Source organism: Saccharopolyspora soli, from assembly GCF_022678645.1.
GTDB lineage: Bacteria > Actinomycetota > Actinomycetes > Mycobacteriales > Pseudonocardiaceae > Saccharopolyspora > Saccharopolyspora soli.
Genome location: NZ_JALBWV010000167.1, coordinates 1 through 1,296 on the forward strand (window position 1 = coordinate 1; position 1,296 = coordinate 1,296).

A 1,296-nucleotide genomic window follows, 5' to 3' on the forward strand; every position below is an offset into this window, starting at 1 on the left:
CAGCGACTCCCGGATCGAGCCGCCGGTCAGCAGCATGATCAGGCGGTCCACGCCGAGGCCCAGCCCGCCGGTGGGCGGCATCGCGTGCTCCAGCGCGGCGAGGAAGTCCTCGTCGAGTTCCATCGCCTCCGGGTCGCCGCTGGCGGCGAGCAGGGACTGCTCGGTCAGCCGTCGGCGCTGCTCGACGGGGTCGATGAGTTCGGAATAGCCGGTGCCCAGCTCGGTGCCGAAGGCGACCAGGTCCCAGCGTTCCGCCAGTCTGGGGTCGGACCGGTGCGGGCGGGTCAGCGGCGAGACCTCGGCCGGGAAGTCGGTGTAGAAGGTGGGCGTTGTGGTGCGCGATTCCACCAGCCGCTCGTACATCTCCAGCAGCACCGCACCGCGATCCCAGTGCTCCTGGTAGGGCACCGACGCGGCGGCGCAGAGTCGCCGCAGACGCGGCAGCTCGGTGTCGGCGGTGACCTCCACGCCCAGCGCCGCCGACACCGCGTCGTTGACCGGCACGACCGGCCAGTCGCCGCCGAGGTCAAACTCGCCGTCCGGGCCGATCGCCGTGGGTGCCCCGTTCGCGGCGATCGCGGCAGCCTGCACCAGATCGCGGCACAGCTCGCGCATCGTGATGTAGTCGCCAAAGGCCTGGTACGCCTCCAGCATGGTGAACTCCGGATTGTGCTTGTGCGACACGCCTTCGTTGCGGAAGTTGCGGCCGATCTCGAACAACCGCTCCACACCGCCCACGCAAAGCCGCTTGAGGTACAACTCCGGGGCGATCCGCAGATACAGCCGCATGTCATAGGCGTTGCTGTGCGTGGTGAACGGGCGGGCGTTGGCGCCGCCGTGCACCGGCTGCAGGATCGGTGTCTCGACCTCCAGGAAATCCGATCGCACCAGGGTTTCCCGCAGCGCGTGCACCGCAGCGCCGCGAGCCCTCAGCCGTGCGCGGGAGTCCGGATGCGTGATCAGGTCGACGTGCCGCTGCCGGGCGCGGGCGTCGGGATCGATCAGGCCGCGGTGCTTGTCCGGCAGCGGACGCAGGCACTTCGCCGCCAGCATCCAGTCGGTCGCCAGCACCGACACCTCACCGCGCCGCGACGTGACCACCTCGCCGGACACCGACACCTGATCGCCGATGTCCACCCACTGCCGCCAGGTCTGCTGCACCTCCCGACCGGAGTCCTTGACCGTGAGCATCACCTGCAAGTCGCCGGAGAAGTCCCGCAGCGTCGCGAAACACACCCCGCCGTGATCGCGCAGCAGCACCACGCGCCCGGCCACCGAGGTGCGCTCACCAGTCCT

General features: G+C 70.1%; 1 protein-coding gene. It reads right to left on the reverse strand.

Annotation, left to right across the window (positions count from 1 at the left end; genetic code table 11):
- On the reverse strand, window positions 1–1,296 hold a 1,296-nt coding region (lysX, locus tag MOQ72_RS44105; RefSeq protein WP_242192032.1), incomplete at both ends, for a bifunctional lysylphosphatidylglycerol synthetase/lysine--tRNA ligase LysX.